The sequence below is a fragment of the Hymenobacter elongatus genome (genome assembly GCF_004745955.1).
GTDB lineage: Bacteria > Bacteroidota > Bacteroidia > Cytophagales > Hymenobacteraceae > Hymenobacter > Hymenobacter elongatus.
The window spans coordinates 1-9,873 of record NZ_SRLD01000072.1 but is presented as its reverse complement, the minus strand read 5'-3'; the positions used below and the strand labels follow the sequence as shown (position 1 = coordinate 9,873).

Below are 9,873 nucleotides of genomic sequence, written 5' to 3'. Positions count from 1 at the left end.
GTAACCGGCGCGTGCTACGGTCATTAACCACCGTGCACTCCACCCCGCAAGTAGGACAGTGCGTCCGCGTGTCGGTCAAGGTACAGGCAATTTCTATCGTCGTTTTCGTGGCCGTGACGCCCGTCAGAGCCACCTGGGGCAAGCCCAGCAGGTCGGTGTAAAAAGCCAACTCATTCACGCCCCAAGGTAGGCCAGCACCGCCAATCCATTAAAATTGTCAGACAACCAGCAGGCTTTGGCCCGGCGCTTGGCTCTTACCTTTGCGCACTCTCTTTCTCTATCGTTAAGAATTCCATGTATGTGGATAAAATTACTGTATCTGGCTGCTTTTAGCAGTTTTTGCATCCATTCCAGTCAGGCCCAATCAGCTTCTGCCGCTGCGCAAAGCCTGGAGTTTGTCGAAAATCGGGGCCAGTGGCCCGCGCCCGTCCGCTACGCCGCCGACGTCCCGAACGGGCGGCTGTTTCTGGAGCCCGGCGGCCTGACTTACTCCCTGCTGGCCAGTGTGCCGCACCGGCATAAAACGGGGAAGCAACCCGCCGCAACGGCCCAGGTCAAGGGTCACGCGCTGCGGGTCGCCTTCGAAGGAGGCGCGCCTCTGCCGACGCTGCGCGCCGAAACCCAAACTACCGAAGTTCGCAACTACCTGCGCGGCAACGACCCGCAGCAATGGGCCCACAATGTGCCTGGGTTCCGGCAACTGCGCTACGGGGAAATCTGGCCCGGTATCGGGGCCCATTTCTACGAAAACCAGCAACAGCTGCTCGAATACGACTTTGAGCTGGCCGCTGGTGCCGACCCGGCCCGCATTCGGCTGCGCTACGACGGAGCCGAGAGCCTGGCACTGACGGCTGACGGCAGCCTGGAAATCCGCACTTCAGTGAGCTTGATGCGCGAGTTGGCCCCCAAAGCCTGGCAAACCGATGCCGCCGGCCGCCGCCAGCCCGTGGCCTGCGCCTACGTGCTGGAAGGCCACTCGCTGCACTTTCAGCTTGGCTTCTACGACCACCACCGCCCCCTGACGATTGACCCCACAGTCGTATTCGCCAGCTACACCGGCTCGGCGGCCGACAACTGGGGCTTCACAGCCACCTACGACCAACAGGGCAACATGTACTCCGGCGGCATCGTGTACGCCGCAGGCTACCCAGTCACATCGGGCGCTTTCAGCACTACGTTCGGCGGCGTTATAGATATTGGCATCATTAAATATAATACCAGCGCCAACGGACCCGCCGCGCGGGCCTGGGCCACGTATCTGGGCGGCTCGGCCGCTGATTTTCCGCATAGTTTGGTCGTAGGTAGCCAGGGCGACGTGTTTATGCTGGGCACCACTGCTTCAGCCAACTACCCGACCGACGCCCTGGCCTACGACCGCAGCTACAACGGCGGAGTGCCCATCGACCCGTTTGGCTACGGCCCGGACGACTTGCTGAGCGGCTCCGACCTGGTCGTGACCCGCCTGAGTCCCGATGGCAGCACGCTGGTGGGCTCCACCTTCCTGGGTGGCTCCGGCAACGATGGCATGCTGCCAACGGGCTCTTCCCCGCTGGTTCGCAACTACGGCGACGCCTTCCGGGGCGATATTCTACTGGATGCTCGAGACAATATTTACGTAGCTTCCAACACGGCCTCTGCCAATTTCCCTACCGTCAACGGGTTGGGCGGCACTTACCGGGGCGGTACGCACGATGCCGTGGTGTGCAAGCTCAACTCCACGGCCAGCATCCTGCTATGGAGCAGCTTTCTGGGCGGCACCGGTGCCGATGCGGCCTACTCCTTGCAGCGCGATGCCTTGGGCGATATTTTCGTGAGTGGGGGTACTACCAGCGCCAACTTTCCAACCACGGTCGGGGCACTCCACCCGAAGGCGCATGGTGGCGTCGACGCCTTCGTAGCTCGCATAGGCAGCACGGGCACTATGCTCCGCAACGCTACGTATCTGGGCACAGCCTTCTATGACCAAGCCTATTTCCTGCAGCTTGACGGCAGCGGCGCGGTGTATGTGCTGGGGCAGTCGGCGGGCACCTACCCCGTCACGGCCGGGCGCTACCAGAACACCGCCGGCAAGCAGTTTATCCACAAGCTCAGCGCCGATTTGGCCACCACGGAATTCTCCACCGTATTCGGCAGTGGCAGCGGCCTCATTAACATTTCCCCTACCGCTTTCCTGGTCGACGAGTGCAACCGTATCTATATAAGTGGCTGGGGAGGGGGCGAAAACGCCTCTCCCCCCTTCATTAATGGCACTACCACCAACCTGCCCGTCACGGCCAACGCGTTGCAGCGCACCACCGATGGCCAGGATTTCTACCTGATGCAGCTGGCTCCCGATGCGGCCCGCCTCGACTACGCCACGTTCTTCGGGCAAGCCGGTGACTTCGGCGACCATGTCGACGGCGGCACTTCCCGCTTCGATCCGCGGGGCTTTGTGTATCAGGCGGTCTGTTCCTGCAGCTACTTTGGCAGTGGAGGCTTTCCGGTGCCACCCGGTGCCAATACCTATTCCGCGACATCAGGCGTAGCGCCGGGCTGTAATAACGCGGCTTTCAAATTCAACTTTGAAACCGTGAATGTAGTGGCCGGTCCCGACCGTATCGTATGTGTAGCGGCAGCTCCCCAGCCACTCGCCGGCTCCCCGGCGGGTGGCGTCTGGACCGGCCCCGGCGTATCAGGCTCCGTAGCTGGGGGGTTTGTGTTTACGCCCACGGCAGCGCTGCTCGGCGTTCAGAGCCTCACGTACACCGTTAGTGGCATCGGACCCTGCGGCGGCATTTCGACACTGCGTCTGACCGTAACCGCTTCGCCGCCCCCGGCCGCCTTCTCGGCCACCGTCCCCACTTCTGTGTGCCTGAATTCAGGGGCGGCCCCCAACGTTCTGCTCTCGGCTACGCCGATTGGCGGCACCTTCTCGGGGCCGAGTGTTACCAGCAACCTATTCAATCCTAACCTGGCAGGGCCCGGTACGCATACCATCACCTATACTGTAACTACCGGCGGCTGCGTGCTACAGGCCAGCCAAGTCATTACCGTTATTCGGGCTGCTGCTGGTTCAAGCTTCACGGCATGCACCAATGCCAGCGCTACTACGCCGCTAATTGGCACGCCGGCGGGAGGCATTTGGAGCGGACCGGGCGTATCCGGTTCCGTCGCCACGGGCTTCGTCTTCACTCCCACCCCAGCGCTGGTCGGCAACCGGGTACTTACCTACACCGTCACGGGTGCGGGGAGCTGCACCAGCACTTCTACGCGCACGGCCACGGTAGTGGTCGGCCCTACCTTCCCGCCACCGGTGCTGCCAACCTATTGTGTTTCCACTACCACACCGCTGGCATTGCCAACAGGTGCCATATGGAACGGACGCGGCGTGAGCGGGCCCTTCAATACGGTCTACTTCTTTACTCCATCCCTGGCGGGAGCGGGCTCCTTCAGCCTCAGCTACCGCACCGGCTATGGCCTCTGCGACCAGGTAGGCACCACTCTCGCCACCGTTAGCAACCCGCCTAACATCAATATGCCGCCCGATACTCTTTTGTGCTCCGGTACCACGCAGCCGTTTCAGCTGCACGCCGCACCGGCCGGAGGCAGCTGGTCGGGGCCCCATGTGAGCAGCACGGGCCTGTTTACGGCACCGACAGGTTTCACCGGCTCCGCTTTGCTCGCCTACACCGTCACGGCTGGCCCGTGCGTCAGCACGGTCGTGCGGCGGGTGAGTGTGGCCCCTGTGCCCCTGTATGTAGCCCGCTGGGAAGCCGATGCGTGCGCTGAAACCCGTCAGGCTCCTTTGGTCATCCGCTTTTCCGACCCGCTCACTAGCTCATCCGGAGTTCGCTGGGATTTTGGCGATGGCACGCAGGGCGAAGGCAACACCACAACGCACACCTACCGCCAAGCCGGCAGCTACACGCCCCATATTATTCGCCCCTACAATAATGGGCGCTGCACTGTCCGGCTCGAGCTACCGGTCATCGACGTGACGCCAGCCTACGAAGTGCCCAACGTCATCACCCCCAACGGGGACACGAAGAATGAGTACTTCGTGGCTACGAATGGCTGCCCGGCTCAGCTGCAGGTGTTCTCCCGCTGGGGCGCTAAAGTTTTTGAAGCTGCCAGCTACCGAAACGATTGGAACGGCGGTACCCTGCCCGACGGTGTGTATTATTATCACCTGCAGCAAGCCGATGGCATGGTTACCAAAGGCTGGCTGGAGATAAGCCGCTAGAAGTAAGGCAACACAAATCCCAGTGGCGGGCCCGTCGCCTACTTCCTCAGGCCCTTAGCCAGTACCGCAGGGCCTGGGGTCAACTTGCGTACCGCTGGATTTTACCCTATCTTTGCCCCTGCAAACTGACGATGAAGAGGGGACACACCGTCCCCTCTTTCTTTTTACCCCTTTCCATTGCAATGAAATTTGACCGCGACCGTATTGCCGAAATGCTCCAGGACAGCCTACCCGGCCCGGAGCTGTTCGTTGTCGCCCTCACCGTTTCGGATGCCATCCGGCCTAAGATTACGGTCATACTCGATAGTGAGCAAGGTTTCGGCATCGACGAGTGTGCCCGCGTCAGCCGGCGACTGGCCCGCCATATCGACGAAACGTATGGCGAGGAAGCCAGCTACACCCTGGAAGTTACCTCCCCGGGTGCCGACCAGCCCTTCACCGACCTGCGCCAGTACACCCGGCACGTAGGCCGCACGCTGAGTCTGACGCTGCAGGACGACACCGAGAAAACGGGGTTGCTGGAAGCCACTGAAGCCGCTGGCATTCAGCTAGCCGAAGAAGTCAAAGAGAAAAACAAAAAGAAAGTCCTGCCTACCGCCTTCATTGCCTTCACCGATATCAAGGAAGCACGGGTAGTCGTTTCCTTTAAATAATACGCGGTTAGCTCCCAGCTGTGGCTGAAAGCTTTCGTTCTGACTCTAACCTTAACCGTAAGCGGCTCCCTATCTGCTCCACTCGTCTGCAAAGACCCGTTCGGATACCACAGCCGCTCCTAGCTCAACCCCATGAACAGCAACGTCCTGATAGAATCGTTCGCCGAGTTCGCCCGCTCCAAGAACATCGACCGTCCCACGATGATGAGTATTCTGGAAGACGTGTTCCGCACGATGATCCGGAAGAAGTACACCACCGATGAGAACTTCGACGTCATTATCAACGTGGATAAAGGCGACTTGGAGATTTGGCGCAACCGCGAAATCGTGGATGACGACTCGGAGGACATCTGGGATTTCGACAAGATTCCGCTGGCCGAAGCCCAGAAGATCGAAGCCGACTTTGAAGTGGGCGAGCAAGTGGCTGAGGAAGTAAAGCTCGAAGATTTCGGTCGGCGGGCGGTGCTGATGGCGCGCCAGACGCTGATCCAGCGCGTGAAAGACTTGGAGCGCGACAATCTCTATCAGGCTTATAAGGACCAGGTAGGCGAAATCGTCACCGGGGAAGTATACCAGGTGTGGAGTCGCGAGGCTCTGATCCTGGACAAGGAAGAAAACGAGCTCGTACTGCCTAAGTCGGAGCAAATCCCGAAGGACCGCTACCGCAAGGGCGACACTGTACGGGCCGTGGTTCACCGCGTGGAAATCATCAACGGCACGCCCAAAATCATTCTCTCGCGCGCCGCGCCAGCCTTTTTGGAGCGGTTGTTCGAGCTGGAAGTGCCTGAAATCTACGATGGCCTGATTACCATCAAGAACATCGTGCGGGAGCCGGGCGAGCGGGCCAAAGTAGCCGTCGAAAGCTACGATGACCGAATTGACCCGGTAGGTGCTTGCGTCGGTATGAAAGGCTCACGTATCCACGCCGTGGTGCGGGAGCTGGAAAATGAGAACATCGACGTTATCAACTACACCGATAACCTGGAGCTCTATATCCAGCGGGCATTGTCACCGGCTAAAATCGGTTCGATGCGCATAAACGAACAAACTGGTCGGGTTTCGGTGTTTCTGAAGCCGGACCAGGTTAGCCTGGCCATCGGACGCGGGGGTGCCAACATTAAATTGGCCTCGCGGTTGGTAGGCATGGAAATCGACGTATTCCGGGAAGCCGGTGACTACGACGAAGATATTGCCCTCGACGAGTTCAAGGACGAAATCGAAGCCTGGGTTATCGACGAGCTCAAGAAAATCGGCCTCGACACGGGCCGAGCCGTATTGGCGGTGAGCAAGGAAGATATCGTTCGGCGTACGGAGCTGGAAGACGTGACCGTAGAGGACGTTTTCCGCGTGATCCGCAACGAATTCGACGACAACGAAGAACAGGAAGAAACCCCAAACTCCGGCGACGCGCAATGAATGCGCGGCGGCCGGTACGGCAAGGACGTTAAATCACGCCAGTCGGAGTGATTTTGACGTCGGCTGGCAAGATTTAATATAGTACCTTTGCATCTGAATAAGAGTATCGTTCGCGAGCATAGAATGGCGGAAGCAGCACCTAAACGGCTCCAGCAGGCAGCCAAAGACCTGAACATTGGAATGGCTACGGTTGTAGAAACCTTGGCTAAGAAAGGGTATCAGGTAGAGAATAAACCTACTACGAAGCTAACTGCCGAACAGGTGGGCCTGCTGGAAAAGGAGTTTGCGTCATCGGCGCAGGACAAAATGGAGGCAACCAAGCTCAGCCAGGCCAAGCGCCAGACGGAGCAGGAAGCAGCCCCTGCTCCCCGGCCCGAACCTGTCGCACCCAAAGCTCCGGTCAGCACGACGCCCCTCCCCGCTCCCAAGGTGGTGGAAGAGGTAAAGGCGGCTGCTCCGGCTCCGGTTGCTGGAGCGAAGCCAGTTGCGCCAGTCGTAGCGGCTGAGTCAGCGGCGGCTCCCGCAGAAAAGGAAGCCCCCAAAGCTCCCGGCCTGAAAGTGCTCGGCAGACTTGAGCTGGACGCTAAAGGCCGGCCCATGCCGGCTCGTGCAGCGGCGGCAACGCCACCCGCTGCCACTCCGGCTCCTCAGCCTGCGCCAGCCCCAACTCCGGCTCCAGTAGCCGAAGAGGCCAAGCCCGCCCCGCAGCCCACGCCTGTCGCAGCTCCGGCACCAGTAGCGGCGGAAGCTAAACCCGAACCGAAGCCTGCTCCTCCAGCTCCAGCTCCGCAGCCCGCTCCTGTTGCTGAAACCAAGCCAGCAGCAGTTGTCGAGCCGAGTCCAGCAACTCCTGCTGCGTCCACTCCAAGCCCGGCTCCACCGGTGGTGGCGGCTCCATCCGTGGAGGCAGCGGCTACCGAAGCAGCGTCTTCTGAGCAATCACCGGAGGAAGCTGCTGGCACTATCGTAGCCAAAGCCGATCAGCTGAAAGGCCTCACGGTCTTGGGCAAGATTGAGCTGCCTCTCGATTCGTCACGCCGTGGCGGTCGGAGTGCTCGTCCGGTGGCCTCGTCTGATGTTCGCAAGAGTGGCCTCGGCACCGATAATAAAAAGAAACGTCAGCGCATGCCGGCCCCTGGTGCTCCTACGACGGGCACAGGTAGCGGACCAGGTACGGGCCAAGGCGGCGGCTATCAGGGCAACCGCCCAACTGGCACAGGCCAAGCAGGCCCTCGCCCGGCTGGTGGTCCTCGTGCGGCTGGTGGTCCCGGTCAGCGCCCCGGTCAGGGTGGCGGGCAGAACGCTCCGCGTCCGACTGTGGCTGCTACACCAGAGCAGAACGACAAGCAGATTCAGGAGCAAATCAAGGCTACGCTGGCCAAACTCAGCGGCGGCCGTGGTGGCAACCAGAACAACCGTGCAAAGTACCGCCGCGACAAGCGGGCTGGTGGCGCAGAAGATCGGGAAGCGCAGCGCGCCCAGAACGAGCTGGATGCCAAGACCCTCAAAGTAACCGAGTTCATCTCTGCCAATGACTTGGCGTCGCTGATGGATGTATCGGTGAACGAGGTAATCAAGGTGTGCCTGAACATGGGCATGTTCGTTTCCATCAACCAGCGCCTCGATGCGGAAGCTATTACAGTCGTGGCCGATGAGTTTGGCTACGACGTAGAGTTCCTCTCGGCGGAAGAAGAGGAAACTGACACGACGATTGAAGACAACCCCGAGGACTTGATGCCGCGCGCTCCGATTGTGACCATCATGGGTCACGTCGACCACGGCAAAACCTCGCTGCTTGACTATATCCGCAATGCTAGCGTGGCCAAAGGCGAAGCCGGCGGCATTACGCAGCACATCGGTGCCTACGATGTAATGACCAAGTCGGGCAAGCGCGTGACTTTCCTTGATACGCCGGGTCACGAAGCGTTTACCGCCATGCGTGCCCGGGGTGCTAAGGTTACGGATATTGCCATCATCGTGGTAGCGGCCGACGACTCGGTGATGCCGCAAACGCGGGAAGCCATCAACCACGCGCAAGCGGCGGGGGTGCCCATCGTTATTGCGATGAACAAGATTGACAAGGCCGGTGCCAACTCGGAAAAAATCCGCGAGGAACTGTCGCAGATGAATATCCTGGTCGAAGACTGGGGTGGTAAATATCAGTCGCAGGAAGTATCGGCCAAAACCGGCCTGGGTATTGATGACCTGCTCGAGAAAGTATTGCTGGAAGCTGAACTGCTTGAGCTGACGGCCAATCCTGACCGCAATGCGGTGGGTACGGTTATCGAAGCCATGCTGGACAAAGGCCGGGGCTATGTAACGACGGTGCTGGTGCAGACTGGTACGCTGAACGTGGGCGACATCGTGCTGGCTGGTCCGCACTACGGCCGCGTGAAGGCCATGACCGACCACCGGGGGAAGAAGATGAAGCAAGCTGGCCCGGCCACGCCGGTGCAGGTGCTTGGTCTGACGGGCGCTCCGCAGGCCGGCGACAAGATTCAGGTGATGGAAACCGAGCGTGAAGCCCGGGAACTGGCAACCCAGCGTCAGCAACTCTCGCGTGAGCAGAGCATGCGGACCAAGAAGCACATCACCCTCGATGAAATTGGTCGTCGTCTGGCTATCGGCTCGTTTAAAGAGCTCAATGTTATCGTGAAAGGTGACGTGGACGGCTCGGTAGAAGCACTCTCCGATTCGCTGCTCAAATTGAGCACGCCGGAAGTGAAAGTGAACATCCTCAGCAAAGGCGTGGGTGCCATTTCCGAAAGCGACGTACTGTTGGCTTCGGCTTCCGATGCCATCATTATTGGTTTCCAGGTGCGGCCCTCGCAGAGCGCCCGCAAGTTGGCCGACAACGAGCAGATCGATATTCGTCTCTACTCTATTATCTACAACGCCATCAACGAGGTCAAGGATGCCATGGAAGGCATGCTGGCCCCAACGGTGCAGGAAGTAGTAGTAGCCAACGCCGAAGTGCGGCAGGTATTCAACATTACCAAGGTGGGCAGCATTGCTGGCTGTATGGTAACGGAGGGCTCCTTCACCCGCAATACCAAGGTACGGGTGGTGCGCGACGGTATCGTGGTGCACGCCGGCGACATCTCGGCGCTGAAGCGTTACAAAGACGATGTGTCGGAAGTACGCCAAGGCTACGAGTGCGGTATTTCGATCAAAGGCTTCAATGATCTGCGCGAAGGCGACAACATTGAGGGCTTCGAAGAGAAAGAAGTGAAGCGGACACTGTAGTCTGCTTAAAACGATACAAAGCACCAAGGGCCAACTGCTAGCAGTTGGCCCTTGGTGCTTTGTATCGTTTTAACTACTTGAGAATAGCAGGTAGTGGTGAAGTGCATGTGGCAATTCTACTTTCAGCACTGTAATTAGTTATAAACAATTGTATATCATATACTTACTTCAAAAACCACATCATTATGTTATTGACGACTGAAGAAGAAGTGTAGGCTTCCCCTCGAAGTAGGCCAGTGAGAAGTAGAGGAAAGGGGTATATTTTCTCACCCTTTCCCTACTGCCCCATGAAAAGGAGCCGCTTTAGTGAAGCGCAAATCATTGGCATCCTGCGCC

At 59.3% G+C, this 9,873-nt stretch carries 4 protein-coding genes; all 4 read left to right on the top strand.

Annotated elements, in window-relative coordinates:
• Positions 1-298: 298 nt before the first annotated feature.
• A complete protein-coding gene (locus tag E5J99_RS20355; protein WP_135499648.1) occupies positions 299-4,222 on the top strand; it encodes a DUF7948 domain-containing protein in 3,924 nt (1,307 codons plus the stop codon).
• Positions 4,223-4,404: 182 nt separating this feature from the next.
• Positions 4,405-4,875 carry a ribosome maturation factor RimP gene (locus E5J99_RS20350; protein ID WP_245319150.1) on the top strand — a complete coding sequence of 157 codons (471 nt, stop codon included), beginning with the start codon at positions 4,405-4,407 and terminating at the stop codon, positions 4,873-4,875.
• A gap of 132 nt (positions 4,876-5,007) precedes the next feature.
• Positions 5,008-6,291 (top strand): transcription termination factor NusA, encoded by a 1,284-nt coding sequence (gene nusA, locus E5J99_RS20345; RefSeq protein ID WP_135499647.1) that lies wholly within the window; start codon positions 5,008-5,010, stop codon positions 6,289-6,291.
• 123 nt (positions 6,292-6,414) lie between these two features.
• Positions 6,415-9,537: a translation initiation factor IF-2 gene (infB, locus tag E5J99_RS20340; RefSeq protein ID WP_135499646.1), complete on the top strand. Its 3,123-nt coding sequence runs from the start codon at positions 6,415-6,417 to the stop codon at positions 9,535-9,537.
• Positions 9,538-9,873: the final 336 nt, after the last annotated feature.